Raw genomic sequence first — 17,416 nt, 5'->3', positions numbered from 1 at the left:
CCCGCTCCCACAGGGGTTCTGTGTGTACTTAGGCCTTGAGGGTCTTCACGCCTTCACGGGTCCCCAGCAGCAGCACATCAGCAGGCCGTGCCGCAAACAAGCCATTGGTCACCACACCGACGATGGCATTGATCTGGGTCTCCAGCTCCACCGGGTTGGTGATCTGCATGTTGAACACGTCGAGGATGATGTTGCCGTTATCGGTCAGCACACCTTCGCGGTACACCGGGTCGCCGCCCAGTTTCACCAGCTCGCGAGCCACGTGGCTGCGGGCCATGGGGATCACTTCGACGGGCAGCGGGAAGTTGCCCAAGACCGGGACCAGCTTGCTGGCGTCGGCGATGCAGATAAAGGTCTTGGCCACGGCCGCGACGATCTTCTCGCGGGTCAGGGCTGCGCCGCCGCCCTTGATCAGGTTCAGGTGCTCGTCGCTTTCATCGGCGCCGTCGACGTAGAACTCCAGGTCGCTCACGGTATTGAGCTCGTACACCGGAATGCCATGGCCCTTGAGGCGCGCGGCGGTGGCTTCGGAGCTGGCCACGGCGCCGTCGAATGCGCCCTTGTGCAAGGCCAGCGCGTCAATGAAGCAATTGGCGGTGGAGCCGGTGCCGACGCCGACGATGCTTTTATCGTCGAGTTTAGGAAGGATTAAATCGACGGCGGCCTGGGCCACTGCCTGTTTGAGTTGATCCTGGGTCATGCGGGCTCCGGAACGGGCGGGGAGTAAAGAGGGGCGCGAGTATAACCCAACAAAACCTCTGGATTCGTGTGGTCGTCCGGCCAAAAGGCGGGTTAGACTCCTCGGCCCTGCCCAACCCGCCCAGTGATGCTTTCCGATGCTCGAACAGTACGTCAAAAAGATCCTCACCTCGCGCGTTTACGACGTTGCCGTGGAAACCCCGTTGCAGACCGCCCGCCAGCTCTCCGAGCGCCTGGGCAACAAGGTCTGGCTCAAGCGCGAAGACTTGCAGCCGGTGTTTTCCTTCAAGATTCGCGGCGCCTACAACAAGTTGACCCAACTGACGGCCGAAGAACGCGCCCGTGGCGTGGTCACCGCCTCGGCGGGTAACCATGCCCAGGGCCTGGCCCTGGCGGCCAAGGTGCTGGGGGTCAAGGCCACGATCGTGATGCCCAAGACCACCCCGGAAATCAAAGTCGAAGGCGTACGCTCCCGTGGCGGCAAAGTGGTGCTGCATGGCGACTCCTTTCCGGAAGCGCTGGCGTATTCGCTGAAGCTGGTCGACGAAAAAGGCTACGTCTACATTCACCCTTACGATGATCCGCACACCATTGCCGGGCAGGGCACCGTGGCGATGGAGATCCTGCGCCAGCACCCGGGGCCGCTGGACGCGATTTTCGTCCCGGTGGGCGGTGGTGGCCTGATTGCCGGTATCGCGGCGTATGTGAAGTACCTGCGCCCGGAGATCAAGATCATCGGTGTCGAGCCGGACGACTCCAATTGCCTGCAGGCTGCCATGGCCGCGGGCGAGCGCGTGGTGCTGCCGGCCGTGGGGATCTTTGCCGATGGCGTGGCGGTGGCGCAGATCGGCCAGCACACCTTCGATATCTGCAAGGACTACGTGGATGAAGTGATCACCGTCAGCACCGATGAAATCTGCGCGGCGATCAAGGATATCTACGACGACACCCGCTCCATCACCGAGCCTGCAGGGGCATTGGGCGTGGCGGGGATCAAGAAGTATGTAGAAACCCGTGGTGTCAGCGGCCAGACCTTTGTCGCCATTGATTCCGGGGCCAACGTCAACTTCGACCGCCTGCGCCATGTGGCCGAGCGCGCCGAGTTGGGTGAAGGTCGCGAGGCGATCATTGCCGTGACCATTCCCGAGCGCCCGGGCAGCTTCAAGGCCTTCTGCGAGGCTGTGGGCAAGCGCCAGATCACCGAATTCAACTACCGCTACCATTCCGGCAGCGAAGCGCACATTTTTGTCGGGGTGCAGACCCACCCGGAAACCGACCCGCGCAGCGCGCTGATTGCCAGCCTGAGCGAGCAGGGTTTCCCGGTGCTGGACCTGACCGAGAACGAACTGGCCAAGTTGCACATTCGCCATATGGTCGGCGGCCACGCGGCGCACGTCAGCAATGAACTGGTGTTCCGCTTCGAGTTCCCGGAGCGTCCGGGGGCCTTGTTCAACTTTCTTAACAAATTGGGCGGGCGCTGGAACATCTCGATGTTCCACTATCGCAACCACGGCGCGGCCGACGGCCGTGTGGTCGCCGGGCTGCAAGTGCCGGCCAACGAGCGCCATCTGGTGCCGGCGGCGTTGGCAGCGATTGGTTACCCGTATTGGGATGAAAGCGACAACCCGGCCTATCAGCTGTTCCTCGGTTGAGCGACTACGCTGATTGGGCGGCCTTTAAGGAATCGAGAGCATGGAATATCTGACAACCCTCAAGACGATCCACATGGTGGCAACGGTGCTGCTGTTGGCCAGTGGCCTGGCCCTGGCCGTGCTGAGCTGGCGCAAGCGCGCCGCTGGCCCGGCGGTTACGTTGCATCGGCCATGGCTGTTTGTCTGGTTGTTGATGGGCGTAAGCCTGGTGAGCATGCCGTTTACCGGCTGGTGGCTGGTGCACCTGGTCGGCTGGCCGTTGGGGCAGACGTGGATCCTGGGTTCCAGCGTGATCTACAGCGTCGCGGCGCTGGCCTGGTTCTGGCTGGTGGTGCGCCTCAATCGCCTGCGGCTGGGCGGTACGGGCAGTGCGAAGTTCACCCTGGCCCTGGCGATTGTCAGCCTGGTGGGGTTTGTGGCGATTGCCGGGTTGATGGGCGCCAAACCCGTTTAAGGCTGGAAACCGGGTCGCCTTCATTCGCGAGCAAGCCCGCTCCCACATTCGACTGCATTCCAAAGGTGGAACCCGATCAAATGTGGGAGCGGGCTTGCTCGCGAAAGCTTTATCAGCCGCGTAGGCTAATCACCGGCCAACCACGCTTCTGGGCCTCGGCCCGCAGATTTGCATCCGGATCCACTGCCACCGGGTGAGTCACCTGCTCCAGCAGCGGCAGGTCATTCATCGAATCGCTGTAAAAATAGCTGTCTTGCAGGCTAGAGCCGGTTTCTTCCAGCCACCGATTCAAGCGCGTCACCTTGCCCTCACGGAAGCACGGTACATCGGTGCTGCGCCCGGTGTAGCGGCCATCGGCCATCTCGCATTCGGTGGCGATCAGGGTTTCAACCCCCAAACGTGCGGCAATCGGCGCGGTGACAAAGCGGTTGGTGGCGGTGATGATCACCAGCGTGTCACCGGCGGCGCGGTGTTTGGCCAGCAGTTCCACGGCCTGGGGCAGGATGATCGGCTCGATGCAGTCGCGCATGAAGTCGCGGTGCCATTCGTCGAGCTGGGCCATCTCGGTGCTGCCGAGGATTTCCAGGCTGAAGTTCAGGTACGCGGCGTTATCCAGCTTGCCGGCCAGGTAATCCTGGTAGAACTCGTCGTTGCGGGTCTTGTAGGCAACGGCATCGAGGATGCCGCGTTCACACAGGTAATCACCCCAGGCGTGGTCACTGTCGCCGCCCAAAAGCGTGTTGTCCAAGTCGAATAAAGCCAGGCGCATTGCGGTTACTCGCTGAAAAGTCTGTAAAAAGGCGTCCAGAATACGGTCTTTTCACAAGAGTGCACATAAGGTAAGCAGCCTCGTTGCCGCTGCAACAAGCTTTGTGGAACAATGCGGCGACATGCGTTTGCGAGGTTGTTGCCGTGATCGACCCCGATGGTTTCCGTCCAAATGTCGGGATTATTCTTACGAATGATGCCGGACAGGTGCTATGGGCTCGCCGAATCAACCAAGATGCCTGGCAGTTTCCCCAGGGTGGGATCAACCCCGACGAAACCCCTGAAGACGCCCTGTACCGTGAGTTGAACGAAGAAGTCGGCCTGGAGCGCGAAGATGTGCAAATTCTGGCCTGTACCCGAGGCTGGTTGCGCTATCGTTTGCCGCAACGCCTGGTGCGTACCCACAGCCAACCGCTGTGCATCGGCCAGAAGCAAAAGTGGTTTCTCCTGCGCCTGATCTCCAACGAGCAGCGGGTGCGGATGGATTTGACCGGTAAACCGGAGTTCGATGGCTGGCGCTGGGTCAGTTATTGGTATCCGTTGGGCCAGGTGGTGACATTCAAGCGCGAGGTTTATCGTCGCGCTCTCAAAGAGCTTGCCCCGCGCCTTTTATCGCGCGACTGACGACGGAGTTCGACCCCGAGCCATGCTCAATACGCTGCGCAAGATCGTCCAGGAAGTTAACTCCGCCAAGGATCTCAAGGCGGCGTTGGGGATTATTGTGTTGCGCGTCAAGGAAGCCATGGGCAGCCAGGTCTGCTCGGTTTACCTGCTGGACCCCGAGACCAACCGTTTTGTGCTGATGGCCACGGAGGGCTTGAACAAGCGCTCCATCGGCAAGGTCAGCATGGCGCCCAATGAAGGTCTGGTGGGCCTGGTGGGGACGCGTGAAGAACCCCTGAACCTTGAAAACGCGGCCGATCACCCGCGTTATCGCTACTTTGCCGAAACCGGTGAAGAGCGCTACGCCTCATTCCTCGGCGCACCGATCATCCACCACCGCCGCGTTGTCGGCGTATTGGTCATCCAGCAGAAAGAGCGCCGCCAGTTCGATGAAGGTGAAGAAGCCTTCCTCGTGACCATGAGTGCGCAGTTGGCCGGGGTGATCGCCCATGCCGAAGCCACCGGCTCGATTCGCGGCCTGGGGCGCCAGGGCAAGGGGATCCAGGAAGCCAAGTTCGTCGGCGTGCCGGGTTCACCGGGCGCGGCGGTCGGTACTGCGGTGGTCATGCTGCCCCCGGCCGACCTGGACGTGGTGCCGGACAAGTCCGTCGACGACATCGACGCAGAAATCAAACTGTTCAAGACCGCCCTGGAAGGCGTGCGCGCCGACATGCGCAACCTGTCGACCAAGCTGGCCACCCAGCTGCGCCCCGAAGAACGGGCGCTGTTCGACGTGTACCAGATGATGCTCGACGACGCGTCCCTGGGTAACGAAGTCAAGACCGTGATCAAGACCGGCCAGTGGGCCCAGGGCGCGCTGCGCCAGGTGGTCACCGATCACGTCAACCGCTTTGAACTGATGGACGACGCCTACCTGCGCGAGCGCGCCTCGGATGTGCGCGACCTCGGTCGGCGCCTGCTGGCCTACCTGCAGGAAGACCGCACCACCAACCTGGTCTACCCCGACAACACCATCCTGATCAGTGAAGAACTGACTGCCACCATGCTCGGCGAAGTGCCGGAAGGCAAACTGGTGGGCCTGGTCTCGGTGTTGGGCTCGGGCAACTCCCACGTGGCGATCCTGGCCCGGGCCATGGGCATCCCGACGGTGATGGGCCTGGTGGACCTGCCGTATTCCAAGGTCGACGGCATCTCGATGATCGTCGACGGGCACCGTGGTGAGGTGTATACCAACCCCAGCGAAGTGCTGCGCAAGCAATACGCCGAAATCGTCGAGGAGGAGCGCCAGCTGTCCCAGGGGCTCGATGCCCTGCGCGAACTGCCCTGCGTGACCCTCGACGGCCACCGTGTACCGCTGCTGGTCAATACGGGCCTGCTGGCGGACGTGGCGCGTGCGCAACAACGTGGCGCTGAAGGGGTGGGCCTGTACCGCACCGAAGTGCCGTTCATGATCAACCAACGTTTCCCGAGCGAGAAGGAGCAGCTGGCGATTTATCGCGAGCAACTGTCCGCCTTCCATCCGTTACCGGTGACGATGCGCAGCCTGGATATCGGCGGCGACAAGTCACTGTCTTATTTCCCCATCAAGGAAGACAACCCCTTCCTTGGCTGGCGCGGCATCCGCGTTACCCTCGACCACCCCGAAATCTTCCTCGTCCAGACCCGCGCCATGCTCAAGGCCAGCGAAGGCCTGAACAACCTGCGCATTCTCCTTCCGATGATCTCCGGCACCCACGAGCTGGAAGAAGCCCTGCACCTGATCCACCGGGCCTGGGGCGAAGTGCGCGACGAAGGCGCCGACGTGCCGATGCCGCCGGTTGGCGTGATGATCGAAATCCCGGCAGCGGTGTACCAGGCCAAGGAATTGGCACGGCAGGTGGACTTCCTGTCGGTGGGCTCCAACGACCTGACCCAATACCTGCTGGCCGTGGACCGCAACAACCCACGGGTGGCCGACCTCTACGACTACCTGCACCCGGCGGTGCTGCAAGCCTTGCAGAACGTGGTGCGCGACGCCCATGCCGAAGGCAAGCCGGTGAGTATCTGTGGGGAAATGGCCGGTGATCCGGCGGCGGCGGTGCTGTTGATGGCCATGGGCTTTGACAGCCTGTCGATGAACGCCACCAACCTGCCGAAGGTCAAGTGGATGCTGCGCCAGATCAACCTGAGCAAGGCCAAGGATCTGCTGGCGGAATTGATGACCATCGACAACCCGCAAGTTATCCACAGCTCGCTGCAGCTGGCCCTGAAAAGCTTGGGGTTGGCGCGGATGATCAATCCGTCTGCGACAAAAACCCTCTAGACCGAGGGGGGCCATCGCAGGCAAGCCAGCTCCCACACTTGGAATGCATTTCAAACTGTGGGAGCTGGCTTGCCTGCGATGACGGTCGCCCAGTCTCCACTAAATCCTCAGTTCCACCTCGCCCAGCCGCCCGCCATGGGGGCCAAAGCTGCGCTCGACCATGTGCCGCAGCCCATCGGCATGCACAATCAGCGCGGTACTCGCCCGCGTCCCGTAACTGGGGCTGGCGATAAACACACTCGATAACAGACTCTCCGTGGCCAACCCGACACCGGTATCCGGCAGTTCGGCAAAGGGTGCGGTCTGCGGGTCGCTCAAAATCCCCAGCAAGGCTTCAGGCTGCGGATCATCCAGCACTTGGGCCAGTGCTGCCTTGGCCTTGAGCAGCTTTGGCCAGGGCGTATCCAGCCCGGCATTGGATAAGCCATAGATCCCGGCCGTCAGTTGGGTAGGCGTCGACTCATTGGCGTTGTAGTGCCACAGCTCTTGAGGCGTGCCAATCAGCAGGTTGAAGCCGGCATATTCAATTGATCTGCCGTTAACATCGGCTAAATAGTGGTCAATCGGCAGGGAACCGTGGAGAAAACGCGCCACCAACTCGCCCCGGGACTTGCGCGCCGGTGGCTGGTGCGGGTCACGGATATTGGTCAGCGCGGCAAACCGTCCGTCGGCGCCGATCCCCAGCCAGGTGCCCCCGGCTTCCTGGTCGCGACCGGCATACACCTGCGGTGTATCGGGCCACTGGGCCAAGGGCAGGCTGGGCCGGGCGTAGAATTCGTCACGGTTGGCCGCGACGATCAGGGGCTGGGCATGTCCCGGCCGCCAGGCGAAAACAATCAGGCACATAAGGCGATCCTTTTGTGTTTTGCTCACTCTACCCATAGATCCGCCGGCTATCCATCGTATCCAAGTTGGGCCAGATGCCTCCCATCCGTTAACATGCCAGGCTGCTTGGCGCGGGTGCGAACTTCTTCATTTGATCGAGCCGCTGTAACGCAGGCTTAATCGTCCACCGGCAAGGTCCGTGCGCAATAACGAATGATTTAACGAGGAGTCGCAATGCTGCCTTACCCGCAGATCGACCCGGTGGCCCTGGCCATCGGTCCGCTGAAAATCCACTGGTACGGGTTGATGTACCTGATCGGCATCGGCGGCGCCTGGCTGTTGGCTTCCCGACGCCTGAACCGCTTTGATCCGACCTGGACCAAGGAGAAGCTCTCCGACATGGTGTTCTGGATGTCGATGGGCGTGATTGTCGGCGGGCGCCTGGGTTATGTGTTGTTCTACGACCTGAGCGCGTACCTGGCCAACCCGACCCTGATTTTCGAGGTGTGGAAGGGCGGCATGGCGTTCCACGGCGGTTTTATCGGCGTGATGCTCGCGGCCTGGTGGTTTGGCCGACGTAATGGCAAGTCATTCTTCCAACTGATGGACTTTATCGCGCCGATGGTGCCGATTGGCCTGGGTGCCGGGCGTATCGGTAACTTCATCAACGCCGAATTGTGGGGCAAACCGACCGACGTGCCGTGGGCCATGGTGTTCCCGCCGTTCAGCGACCCGGCGCAGTTGGCGCGCCATCCGTCGCAGTTGTACCAGTTCGCCCTGGAAGGCGTGGCGCTGTTCCTGATCCTCTACATCTACTCGCGCAAACCCCGCCCAACCATGGCGGTTTCGGGGATGTTCGCCCTGTTCTACGGGATTTTCCGTTTCATCGTCGAGTTCGTGCGGGTGCCGGATGCGCAGTTGGGCTACCTGGCGTTCGGCTGGCTGACCATGGGCCAGGTTCTCAGCATTCCGATGATTCTTGCTGGCCTGGGCCTGCTCTGGTGGGCTTACAACCGCCCGCAGGCGATCAAGACCAGCGCGCTATAAATTCGAACGCCGGGGCCTGAGGGCCTCGGCTTCACCGATACAGGTAATGTCATGAAGCAATATCTCGAGCTGGTTTCCCACGTCATCAACAACGGCACCAAGCAGGCCAACCGCACTGGCGTGAACACCATCAGCTTCCCCGGTGCGATGTTGCGCTTTGATCTGCAGGAAGGTTTCCCAGCCATCACCACCCGCAAAATGGCCTTCAAGTCGGCGATTGGCGAGATGTGTGGCTTTTTGCGTGGGGTGAATAACGCCGCCGAATTCCGCGCCCTGGGCTGCAAGGTGTGGGACCAGAACGCTAACGAAAACGCGCAGTGGCTGGCCAACCCGTTCCGCCAGGGCGAGGACGACCTGGGCGAGATCTACGGTGTGCAATGGCGCAAATGGCCGGCGTACAAGCAGATCCCGTTGAGCAACCAGGCCGCTATCGAGCAGACCCTGGCCCAGGGCTATCGCCAGATCGCCGAAGGCGAGGAAGACGGTCAGGCCTACGTGGTGCTGTACAAGGCCATTGACCAGATTCGCCAGTGCGTCGACACCATCATCAAGGACCCGGGCAGCCGGCGCATCCTGTTCCACGGCTGGAACTGCGCCCAGCTCGATGAAATGGCCTTGCCGCCGTGCCACCTGCTGTACCAGTTCCACCCGAATGTCGAGACCAGGGAGATTTCCCTGACCCTCTACATCCGCTCCAACGACCTGGGCCTGGGCACGCCGTTCAACCTCACCGAAGGCGCCGCACTGCTGAGCCTGATCGGCCGCCTGACTGGCTACACGCCGCGCTGGTTCACCTATTTCATCGGTGACGCGCACGTCTACGAAAACCACCTGGACATGCTCAACGAACAGCTCAAGCGCGAGCCTTTCGCCGCGCCGAAACTGGTGATCAGCGAGCGCGTGCCGGAGTTTGCCAAGACCGGGGTGTACCAGCCAGAGTGGCTGGAGCTGATCGAGCCGAGCGATTTCTCGCTGGAAGGCTATGAGCACCATGCGCCGATGACGGCGCCGATGGCGGTCTAGTCGAGACCGCATCGTCTGCATCGCAGGCAAGCCAGCTCCCACAAGTGACCGAGTACTCAGGCACATGTGGGAGCTGGCTTGCCTGCGATGGCGTCAACTCAGTCACCCCATTATCTAATGCCCGTGACTACGACCCACATGTGAATGCTCCGCCTCACTGGCCGCCACACTCCCACTGACCTCCAGCCGCTGCAAAATCCCACACTGGTCGATCTCCGGCCCTTCGCCACAGCGCTGGCGCAGGTCGATCAACTGTTTCTGCAAGGCCAGCAACCCATCAATCCGCGCCTTGACGTGATGGATATGCTCGTCGATCAGCGCATTTACATTTTCACACTGGTCCTGGGGGCTGTCGCGCAGGCCCAGCAGGCTGCGGATTTCCTCCAGGGTCATGTCCAGGCTGCGGCAGTTGCGGATAAACGTCAGGCGCTCGGTGTGGGCCTGGGTGTACAGGCGGTAGTTGCCCTCACTGCGCGCCGGTGGCGGCAGCAGGCCTTCCTTCTCGTAATAACGGATGGTCTCCACCGGACAGTCGGTCAGTTTGGCCAATTCACCGATCTTCATCGCAGCAATCTCCAAAAGGGTGCTTGACCCTATAGTGGCTACAGGGTCTTTACTTGGCAACAGGCACCTTCATGGACGCGACACAATGAGCGAATCCCTGCGCACCCCGCACAAGCACGACCACAGCCACGATCATGATCACGACCATGATCATAGCCATCACGACCACGGCCATGATCATGACCACAGCCATCATGATCACGTGCAAAAGCTTGCCCCTGTGAAAGAGCATGATCATGGCGGCGGCTCCTGCTGTTCCGGCGCGGCAGCCCCCTCGTTGGTGACATTGACGCAAACAACCAGCGCCAACGCGCGCCTGAGCACTTTCCGCATCGAGGCCATGGACTGCCCCACCGAGCAAACGCTGATCCAGAACAAACTGGGCAAGATGGCCGGTGTGCAGCAGTTGGAATTCAACCTGATCAACCGCATCCTCGGTGTCACCCACGACCTGCCGAGCACCGCGCCGATCGTCGAGGCCATCAAGTCCCTGGGCATGCAGGCCGATCCGATCGAGGAGGGCGTGCCGGCCGCCGCACCACCGGCCAAGAAGCACTGGTGGCCGCTGGCCCTGTCCGGCTTTTGCGCCCTGGCGGCGGAGGTGATCCATTTCACCGACGCGGCTCCGACCTGGGTGGTGGCGCTGGTGGCGCTGGTGTCGATCCTCAGTGGCGGCCTCACCACCTATAAAAAGGGCTGGATTGCCCTGAAAAACCTCAACCTGAACATCAACGCGCTGATGAGCATCGCCGTGACCGGTGCGATCCTGATCGGCCAGTGGCCGGAAGCGGCGATGGTGATGTTCCTGTTTACCGTGGCCGAGTTGATCGAGGCCAAGTCCCTGGACCGTGCGCGCAATGCCATCAGTGGCTTGATGCAGATGACCCCGGAGCAGGCCACGGTGCGCCAGGCTGACGGTAGCTGGGTCGAACAAGAGGTCAAGACCATTGAACTGGGTGCCATCGTGCGGGTACGCCCCGGCGAGCGCATTGGTCTGGATGGTGAAGTCACCGCCGGCCAGTCCACCATCGACCAGGCGCCGATCACCGGCGAAAGCCTGCCGATCGAGAAAACCGTGGGCGATAAAGTCTTCGCCGGCACCATCAACCAGGCCGGTTCCCTGGAATACCGGGTGACCGCTGCCGCCAATAACTCGACCCTGGCGCGCATCATCCACGCAGTGGAACAGGCCCAGGGCTCGCGGGCGCCGACCCAGCGCTTTGTGGACAGCTTCTCGAAAATCTACACCCCGGCGGTGTTCCTGTTTGCCCTCGGCGTGGCCGTGATCCCGCCGCTGTTCATGGGCGCGGTGTGGTTCGACTGGATCTACCGCGCCCTGGTGCTGTTGGTGGTCGCGTGCCCTTGTGCCCTGGTGATTTCCACCCCGGTGACCATCGTCAGCGGCCTGGCGGCGGCTGCGCGCAAAGGCATCCTGATCAAGGGCGGCGTGTACCTGGAGGCCGGCTACAAGCTCGACTACCTGGCCCTGGACAAGACCGGCACCATCACCCACGGCAAGCCGGTGCAGACCGACTACCTGGCGTTGTTCCCCAATGTAGAAGACAACGCGCCGGCCCTGGCCGCCAGCCTGGCCGCGCGTTCCGACCACCCAGTGTCGCTGGCGATCGCCAATGCGGCTGTGGATAAAAAACTCCCGCTGCAGGTTGTGGATAACTTCGAGGCCCTAGCCGGGCGCGGGGTCCGTGGCGAGATCAACGGTGAGGTCTATCACCTGGGCAACCACCGCCTGGTGGAAGAGCTGGGCCTGTGCTCGCCGGCCCTTGAAGAAAAACTCTTCGCCCTGGAAAAACAAGGCAAGTCCGTGGTGCTGCTGCTCGACAAATCCGGCCCGCTGGCGCTGTTCGCCGTGGCCGATACGGTCAAGGACAGCAGTCGCGAAGCCATCCAGCAGTTGCACGACCTGGGCATCAAGACCCTGATGCTCACCGGCGACAACACCCACACCGCCCAGGCAATTGCCGCCCAGGTGGGCATCGACCAGGCCCAGGGCGATCTGTTGCCCACCGACAAGCTCAAGGCTATCGAGGACCTGTACGGGAAAAACCACCGGGTCGGCATGGTCGGCGACGGCATCAACGACGCCCCGGCCCTGGCCCGCGCCGAGATTGGCTTTGCCATGGCGGCAGCAGGCACCGACACGGCCATCGAGACCGCCGACGTGGCGCTGATGGACGATGATTTGCGCAAGATTCCGGCATTCATACGCTTGTCGCGACAAACGTCGAGTATCCTCAAGCAGAACATCGCCCTGGCGCTGGTGATCAAGGCGATCTTCCTGGCCGTCACCTTCATGGGCATGGCCACCATGTGGATGGCGGTGTTTGCTGACATGGGCGTGAGCCTGCTGGTGGTATTCAATGGTCTGCGCCTGTTGCGCAAATAGTCGATGAGAGGGTGGTGTGCTGAGTGCCGAGTTGAAGGCGTTTTACATGGTCGCCCGCCTGGGCAGCATTACCCAGGCGGCGAAAAAACTCGGCCTGAGCCAACCCACGGTGACCACCCAGATCCGCCATCTGGAAAGCCAGTACTCGGTTGAGCTGTTCTATCGCGGTGGCCGCCGCCTCACCGTCAGCGACGAAGGGGCGCGGCTGTTGCCGATGGTCAAGGCGCTGTTGCAGCAGGAGGCGGATATCGAGTTTTTCCTGCGCAACAGCGGCCAGGTCCAGGGCACGTTGCGCATCGCCGCGACCGCGCCCTATTACATCCTTGATCTGGTGAAAACCTTCCGCGAACGCTTGCCCCACGTGGAAGTGGCAGTGGAAATCGGCAACTCCCAGCAGGTCCTCGAAGCGCTGGATGATTACCGGGTGGACGTCGCCGCCTCCTCGCAATTGCTGGAAGACCCGCGCCTGATCCGCCGGGTGTTGGGCACCGACCCGCTGGTGCTGGCGGTGCATCGCAATCATCCGCTGGCCGTGCTGGAGCATGTGCCGCTCAGTGCGCTGGCGGGGCATACCCTGTTGATGCGCGAGGCAGGTTCGACCACCCGGCGCTTGACCGAAGAGATGCTCAAAGGCGCTGGCGTGGGTTATGGGCCGCTGCTGGAAATCGGCAGCCGTGAGTCGATCCGCGAGGCGGTGCTGCGCAATATCGGCATCAGCATCATCGCCCGCCAGGAAGTGCCCCATGACCCGCAACTGCGGGTGCTGACCATCGAGAATGCGCCGCAGATTCCTGAATACCTGTACTGCCTCAAGGAGCGTAAAGGTGCGCGGTTGCCGGCGGCGTTTCTGGGGTTGGCGCAGGAAATGTCGCCGCTCTGAAAGATTTTGGGTGGTTTTGAGATCGCCATCGCAGGCAAGCCAGCTCCCACATGTGAAGGTATTCACAGCTCCAAATGTGGGAGCCGGCTTGCCTGCGATAGCGGTAGACCCAACACCCCATGGCTCTACCCCTACCCAAATCCACCAATACCACTATCACCCGCTTTTGCCTTCCTGCCACACCAGGGACGCATTTGCTGCCTAGCATGGCCTTCATCAGTTTGATGAGGTGCCACCATGAACACAGCCCAGCTCAACCCCGGCGCGCCGATGACGGTGCGTGGTATCCAGAAGCGCTTTGGCGCCTTTACTGCCCTGGACCATGTGTCCCTGGACGTCGCCGCCGGTGAACTGGTGTGCCTGCTCGGCCCCTCGGGCTGCGGCAAGACCACCTTGCTGCGCTGCATCGCCGGCCTGGAGCGCCAGGACAGCGGCGAGTTGTACCTGGGTGATCGTGACGTTTCCCTACTGGCACCCCAGGCGCGGGACTACGGCATTCTGTTCCAGTCCTACGCGCTGTTCCCCAACCTCAGCGTCGAGGCCAATATCGGCTACGGCCTGGCCGGCAGCGGTCGCGATGAAGTGCGCAAACGCGTGGCGCAGATGCTGGAACTGGTGGGCCTGACCGGCAGCGAAAAGAAATACCCCGGCCAACTGTCCGGCGGCCAGCAGCAACGGGTCGCCCTGGCCCGTGCCCTGGCGCCGGCCCCGTCGCTGTTGCTGCTGGATGAGCCGATGTCGGCCCTCGATGCCCGGGTGCGCGAGCACCTGTGCACCGAGTTGCGCCAGTTGCAACGCCGCCTGGGCATTACCACCCTGATGGTCACCCACAATCAGGACGAGGCCATGCTGATGGCCGACCGTATCGCCGTGATGAACAACGGCAAGGTCGAGCAGTACGCCACCCCTCAAGAGATCTATGACCGCCCGGCCACCCCGTTCGTGGCCGAGTTTGTCGGCCAGGGCAACTGGCTGCCCTTCAGCCGCAACAGCGCCAGCCACGCCCAGGTTGGCGGGATGAATGTGCGCCTGGCCGAAGACAGCGGCAAGGCCGCGTCGGGCCGCCTGTTCTGCCGGCCGGAAGCGATCAGCGTCAACCCGCCCGTACACGAGGAAAACCTGTTCCCGGCCAAGGTCCGCGAGATCACCTTCCTCGGCAACCGTTGCCGCATGAGCTTTGAACTGGACCAGTTGCCCGGCCATCCGCTGCTGGCCGAACTGGCGCCGGAAGCCATGCCACGCCTGGGCGCCCAGGATATCTGGGTGGCGCTGCCGCCGCGCAGCCTGCAGGTGTTTGCCTGAGATGGCCACTGATATGACCCTGCCAGTACCCGGCCGTGTGGCGCGTCAGGCTGCCCGTGCGCAAATCGGCGACCGTATCTTCGTACTGGGCGGCAAGTTACTGCTGCTGTGCCTGTTGGGCCTCGCCGTACTGCTGCCGTTGCTGGCGATCTTCTGGCGCGGTTTCAGCGCCGAAGACGGCCAGGGCGGCGGCCTGGTGGCGGCGCGTGAGCTGCTGACCAGCGCCAACTTCCACTGGCTGCTGGGCAACAGCCTGAAGGTTTCCCTGAGCGTCGCGATCATTGTCGTACCCCTGGCCTACCTGTTTGCCTACGCCTTGCAACGCACACTGATCCCCGGCAAGACCCTCTGGCGCGGCCTTTCGTTGCTGCCGCTGATGGCGCCGTCGATGCTGCCGGGCATCGCCCTGGTGTACCTGTTCGGCAACCAGGGCATGTTGCGTGGCCTGCTGTCCGACAACATCTACGGCTTCTGGGGGATTGTCCTCGGTGAAGTGATCTACACCTTTCCCCATGCGCTGATGATCCTGCTGTCGGCGCTGTCCCTAGCGGATGCGCGGTTGTTCGATGCCGCCTCGAGCATGGGCGCCAGCCCGGCCCGGGCGTTTCGCAGCATCACCTGGCCGGCGACGCGCCAGGCCGTGTTCGCCGCGTTCTGCCTGGTGTTCACCCTGACCATCACGGACTTCGGCGTACCGGTGGTGGTGGGTGGTGACTATCAAGTGCTGGCGCTGGAGGCCTACAAGGCCGTGGTTGGCCAACAGCAGTTCGGTCGCGGCGCCTTGATCGGCATGGTGCTGCTGCTGCCGGCGTTGCTCAGTTTCGCGGTGGATACCTGGCTGCGCCGGCGCCACGGCGACTCCATGAGCGGCCGCGCCCAGGTGTTCCAGCCGGCGCCATCGCGTCTGCGTGATGGCTGCTACCTGGCGATTGTGCTGCTGATCTGCGCGGTGCTGCTGTTGGTGTTCGGCATGGCGGTGTACTCGTCGCTGGTGAAGTTCTGGCCGTACAACCTGTCGCTGTCGCTCAACCACTACCAGTTCAACGACACCGCTGGCGGCGGCTGGCTGGCCTATCGCAACAGCCTGACCATGGCGATCTGCATCGCACTGATTGGCAGCGTGCTGATCTTCACCGGCGCTTACCTGATGGAAAAGACCAAGGGGCAGAAGGGCTTGAACCTGGCGCTGCGCATGCTCAGCTTTGTGCCGATGGCGGTGCCTGGCCTGGTGCTGGGCCTGGGCTACGTGTTCTTTTTCAACCTCAACGGCAACCCGCTGCATGTGCTCTACGGGACCATGACGCTGCTGGTGGTGTGCACCATTGCTCACTATTTGACCACCGCGCAAATGACCGCCACCACCGCCCTGCGCCAACTCGACGCCGAGTTCGAAGCCGCCGCGCTGTCGCTCAAGGCGCCGCTGTACCGCCACTTTATGCGGGTCACCGTGCCGATCTGCCTGCCGGCGCTGTTGGACATCCTGCGCTACCTGTTTGTCTCGGCGATGACCACCGTATCGGCCGCGATCTTTCTCTACAGCCCCGACACCATCCTTGCGGCGGTGGCGGTGCTGAACATGGACGACGCCGGCAACGTGGGCGGCGCGGCGGCCATGTCGACCCTGATTCTGTTCACCTCAGCCGGCGTCTCGCTGCTGCTGGCGTGGGCCTCACGCGGCTTGTTGCGCCGCTCCCAGGCCTGGCGCCAAACCGCGCCCGGTCAATAACTCTGCCCCACACAAGGAAACGCACCATGTTCAAGCCCCTGGCCCTCGCCGCTGCTGTGCTCACCGCGTTCAGCCTGAATGCCTTTGCTGCCAAGACCGAGTTGACCGTGTACACGGCCCTTGAAGCCGAGCAGTTGAAGACCTACAAGAAAGCCTTCGAAGCGGCCAACCCGGACGTCGAGATCAAGTGGGTGCGCGACTCCACCGGCATCATCACCGCCAAGCTGCTGGCAGAAAAAGCCCGCCCACAAGCCGATGCGGTGTGGGGCCTGGCGGCCTCCAGCCTGGCGATCCTCGATCAGCAAGGCATGCTGCAAAGCTATGCGCCGAAGGATCTGGACAAAATTGGCAAGAACTACCGCGACGCCGCCAACCCACCGGCCTGGGTCGGCATGGACGTGTGGGCTGCGACCATTTGCTTCAACACTGTCGAAGCCGAGAAACAGGGCCTGAGCAAGCCGATCAGCTGGCAAGACCTGACCAAGCCTGAGTACAAGGGCAAGATCGTCATGCCTAACCCGGCGTCGTCCGGCACCGGTTTTCTCGACGTCAGCGCCTGGTTGCAGACCTTCGGCGAGAAGCAGGGCTGGCAGTACATGGATGACCTGCACCAGAACATCGGCCAGTACGTGCACTCCGGTTCCAAGCCGTGCAAGTTGGCGGCTTCCGGTGAGTTCCCAATCGGCATTTCCTTCGAATACCCAGCGGTGCAGCTCAAGCGCCAGGGCGCGCCGCTGGATATCGTATTGCCCAAGGAAGGCCTGGGCTGGGACATCGAAGCCACTGCGGTGATCAAGGGCACGGCCCACCCGGAAGCGGCACAGAAGCTCGCCGATTTCTCTGCAAGCCCCGCAGCGATGGAGCTGTACAAGGAAAACTTCGCCGTGCTGGCCCAGCCGGGCATTGCCAAGCCGCAGACAGAATTGCCGGCGGACTATGAGCAGCGCCTGATCAAGAATGACTTTGCCTGGGCCTCGAAAAACCGCGATAACATCCTGGCTGAATGGCGTAAGCGCTATGACGGCAAGTCGGAGAAAGTGGCAGGTCAATAATATTCGTTGGGGCTGATGGCCTCGTCGCCGGCAAGCCAGCTCCCACATTTGAAGGTGTTCACAATTCACCCTGTGGGAGCTGGCTTGCCGGCGA

Annotated in this window: 15 protein-coding genes; 11 read left to right on the top strand and 4 right to left on the bottom strand. The window is 62.3% G+C overall.

The features are described from left to right. Positions 1–28: 28 nt before the first annotated feature. Positions 29–700, bottom strand: coding sequence for a ribose-5-phosphate isomerase RpiA (gene rpiA, locus K1X80_RS27335; protein ID WP_057960913.1), 672 nt, complete (start codon positions 698–700; stop codon positions 29–31). Between the two features lie 136 nt (positions 701–836). On the opposite strand from rpiA, the gene ilvA reads away from it, so the two are divergent. Together ilvA and K1X80_RS27325 are read left to right on the top strand one after the other, a co-directional pair. Next, positions 837–2,351: a threonine ammonia-lyase, biosynthetic gene (gene ilvA, locus K1X80_RS27330; protein WP_057440412.1), complete on the top strand. Its 1,515-nt coding sequence runs from the start codon at positions 837–839 to the stop codon at positions 2,349–2,351. Between the two features lie 40 nt (positions 2,352–2,391). Further along, the gene (locus K1X80_RS27325; RefSeq protein WP_057960912.1) at positions 2,392–2,805 is read left to right on the top strand and encodes a DUF2269 family protein; all 414 of its coding nucleotides are present in this window, start codon (positions 2,392–2,394) and stop codon (positions 2,803–2,805) included. A gap of 112 nt (positions 2,806–2,917) precedes the next feature. On the opposite strand, the gene K1X80_RS27320 is transcribed toward K1X80_RS27325, so the two are convergent. Beyond that, positions 2,918–3,574: an HAD family phosphatase gene (locus tag K1X80_RS27320; RefSeq protein ID WP_057960911.1), complete on the bottom strand. Its 657-nt coding sequence runs from the start codon at positions 3,572–3,574 to the stop codon at positions 2,918–2,920. A 143-nt stretch (positions 3,575–3,717) separates the two neighbouring features. Here K1X80_RS27320 and K1X80_RS27315 point away from each other — a divergent pair, with 143 nt between their 5' ends. After that, positions 3,718–4,197, top strand: coding sequence for an RNA pyrophosphohydrolase (locus K1X80_RS27315; RefSeq protein WP_053128161.1), 480 nt, complete (start codon positions 3,718–3,720; stop codon positions 4,195–4,197). 22 nt (positions 4,198–4,219) lie between these two features. Continuing rightward, positions 4,220–6,499 carry a phosphoenolpyruvate--protein phosphotransferase gene (gene ptsP, locus K1X80_RS27310; RefSeq protein ID WP_057960910.1) on the top strand — a complete coding sequence of 760 codons (2,280 nt, stop codon included), beginning with the start codon at positions 4,220–4,222 and terminating at the stop codon, positions 6,497–6,499. Between the two features lie 99 nt (positions 6,500–6,598). On the opposite strand, the gene K1X80_RS27305 is transcribed toward ptsP, so the two are convergent. Then, positions 6,599–7,345, bottom strand: a complete 747-nt coding sequence (locus K1X80_RS27305) for an NRDE family protein (protein ID WP_057440409.1) — start codon at positions 7,343–7,345, stop codon at positions 6,599–6,601. A 213-nt stretch (positions 7,346–7,558) separates the two neighbouring features. On the opposite strand from K1X80_RS27305, the gene lgt reads away from it, so the two are divergent. Together lgt and K1X80_RS27295 are read left to right on the top strand one after the other, a co-directional pair. After that, on the top strand, positions 7,559–8,371 hold the full coding sequence (gene lgt, locus K1X80_RS27300; RefSeq protein ID WP_057440408.1) for a prolipoprotein diacylglyceryl transferase: 813 nt from the start codon (positions 7,559–7,561) through the stop codon (positions 8,369–8,371). Positions 8,372–8,422: 51 nt separating this feature from the next. After that, the gene (locus K1X80_RS27295) at positions 8,423–9,394 is read left to right on the top strand and encodes a thymidylate synthase (protein WP_057960909.1); all 972 of its coding nucleotides are present in this window, start codon (positions 8,423–8,425) and stop codon (positions 9,392–9,394) included. Positions 9,395–9,508: 114 nt separating this feature from the next. On the opposite strand, the gene cadR is transcribed toward K1X80_RS27295, so the two are convergent. Continuing rightward, entirely contained in the window at positions 9,509–9,958 is a 450-nt protein-coding gene (cadR, locus tag K1X80_RS27290) for a Cd(II)/Pb(II)-responsive transcriptional regulator (protein ID WP_057440406.1), read from the bottom strand. 85 nt (positions 9,959–10,043) lie between these two features. On the opposite strand from cadR, the gene K1X80_RS27285 reads away from it, so the two are divergent. From K1X80_RS27285 to K1X80_RS27265, 5 genes are all read left to right on the top strand, one after another. Next, on the top strand, positions 10,044–12,362 hold the full coding sequence (locus K1X80_RS27285; protein ID WP_057960908.1) for a heavy metal translocating P-type ATPase: 2,319 nt from the start codon (positions 10,044–10,046) through the stop codon (positions 12,360–12,362). A gap of 16 nt (positions 12,363–12,378) precedes the next feature. Next, entirely contained in the window at positions 12,379–13,242 is an 864-nt protein-coding gene (locus tag K1X80_RS27280) for a LysR family transcriptional regulator (RefSeq protein WP_057960907.1), read from the top strand. Between the two features lie 237 nt (positions 13,243–13,479). Further along, positions 13,480–14,544 carry a putative 2-aminoethylphosphonate ABC transporter ATP-binding protein gene (locus K1X80_RS27275; RefSeq protein ID WP_057440403.1) on the top strand — a complete coding sequence of 355 codons (1,065 nt, stop codon included), beginning with the start codon at positions 13,480–13,482 and terminating at the stop codon, positions 14,542–14,544. A gap of 1 nt (position 14,545) precedes the next feature. Next, positions 14,546–16,270, top strand: a complete 1,725-nt coding sequence (locus tag K1X80_RS27270; protein WP_220172591.1) for a putative 2-aminoethylphosphonate ABC transporter permease subunit — start codon at positions 14,546–14,548, stop codon at positions 16,268–16,270. 26 nt (positions 16,271–16,296) lie between these two features. Then, positions 16,297–17,322, top strand: a complete 1,026-nt coding sequence (locus tag K1X80_RS27265) for a putative 2-aminoethylphosphonate ABC transporter substrate-binding protein (protein ID WP_057440401.1) — start codon at positions 16,297–16,299, stop codon at positions 17,320–17,322. The last annotated feature ends 94 nt before the right edge of the window (positions 17,323–17,416 follow it).

It is taken from the genome of Pseudomonas sp. So3.2b (assembly GCF_019464415.1).
In the GTDB taxonomy this organism is placed as follows: domain Bacteria; phylum Pseudomonadota; class Gammaproteobacteria; order Pseudomonadales; family Pseudomonadaceae; genus Aquipseudomonas; species Aquipseudomonas shahriarae.
The sequence above is the reverse complement of the archived record's forward strand: the minus strand, read 5'-3'. Positions and strand labels throughout refer to the sequence as shown.

Coding starts and splice junctions, on each gene's coding strand:
- rpiA (WP_057960913.1), bottom strand. CDS start 700: ATGACCCAGGATCAACTCAAACAGGCAGTGGCCCAGGCCGCCGTCGAT.
- ilvA (WP_057440412.1), top strand. CDS start 837: ATGCTCGAACAGTACGTCAAAAAGATCCTCACCTCGCGCGTTTACGAC.
- K1X80_RS27325 (WP_057960912.1), top strand. CDS start 2,392: ATGGAATATCTGACAACCCTCAAGACGATCCACATGGTGGCAACGGTG.
- K1X80_RS27320 (WP_057960911.1), bottom strand. CDS start 3,574: ATGCGCCTGGCTTTATTCGACTTGGACAACACGCTTTTGGGCGGCGAC.
- ptsP (WP_057960910.1), top strand. CDS start 4,220: ATGCTCAATACGCTGCGCAAGATCGTCCAGGAAGTTAACTCCGCCAAG.
- K1X80_RS27305 (WP_057440409.1), bottom strand. CDS start 7,345: ATGTGCCTGATTGTTTTCGCCTGGCGGCCGGGACATGCCCAGCCCCTG.
- lgt (WP_057440408.1), top strand. CDS start 7,559: ATGCTGCCTTACCCGCAGATCGACCCGGTGGCCCTGGCCATCGGTCCG.
- K1X80_RS27295 (WP_057960909.1), top strand. CDS start 8,423: ATGAAGCAATATCTCGAGCTGGTTTCCCACGTCATCAACAACGGCACC.
- cadR (WP_057440406.1), bottom strand. CDS start 9,958: ATGAAGATCGGTGAATTGGCCAAACTGACCGACTGTCCGGTGGAGACC.
- K1X80_RS27285 (WP_057960908.1), top strand. CDS start 10,044: ATGAGCGAATCCCTGCGCACCCCGCACAAGCACGACCACAGCCACGAT.
- K1X80_RS27275 (WP_057440403.1), top strand. CDS start 13,480: ATGAACACAGCCCAGCTCAACCCCGGCGCGCCGATGACGGTGCGTGGT.
- K1X80_RS27270 (WP_220172591.1), top strand. CDS start 14,546: ATGGCCACTGATATGACCCTGCCAGTACCCGGCCGTGTGGCGCGTCAG.
- K1X80_RS27265 (WP_057440401.1), top strand. CDS start 16,297: ATGTTCAAGCCCCTGGCCCTCGCCGCTGCTGTGCTCACCGCGTTCAGC.